We start from the raw sequence: 519 nt of genomic DNA on the forward strand, positions 1-519 counted from the left end.
CCAGCCCACCGTGACCGCATCGGTCCCCGCAGGCACCGGGATCGAGACGTCCACCTGCTCGTCGAGACGGTTCCGGGCGAACGACTCGACCACCACCGGCGCTGCGTCGTCGAAGCGAGCGACGAGCTGCGCGGTCTGCGGCGACTGCCCCTGCTTGTAGTGGCTGTCGAAGCGCACCCGCACCGCCCCGTCCTGACTCTGCAGGTCGACGGCGGGTGCCCACAGCACGGAGCTGAAGCGCCCGTCCGTCGGCCGGTTGGCGTCGGAGTGCACGACCGCGGTGACACCGTCCGCACGTGTGAAGGAGCCGCGATCGCCGCTGTTCCCCCAGGTCGACACGACCTCGGCCGAGGTGTGGAACGACCAGCCCTGCCAGTCCGCCCGCATACCGGTCACGTTGGTGTTGTCGATCGACCATCCGGCAGGGGGCTGCGAGGCCGTCGCGTCGGTGAAGCCTTCGGTCAGCGGCGGGGCTGCAGCGAAGGCGGGCGTCGCCGCCGCGCCGACGAGCAGCGTGAG

The 519-nt window shown here is 71.5% G+C and carries 1 protein-coding gene; it reads right to left on the reverse strand.

Features of this window, described 5'->3' with window-relative positions; translation table 11 throughout:
• Window positions 1-519, reverse strand: a 519-nt coding sequence (locus tag DSP71_RS22080; protein ID WP_220151099.1) for a hypothetical protein, incomplete at both ends; no start/stop codon positions are given.

Origin of the sequence: Microbacterium sp. H6 (genome assembly GCF_003314775.1) — a bacterium.
GTDB classification, from domain to species: domain Bacteria; phylum Actinomycetota; class Actinomycetes; order Actinomycetales; family Microbacteriaceae; genus Microbacterium; species Microbacterium oxydans.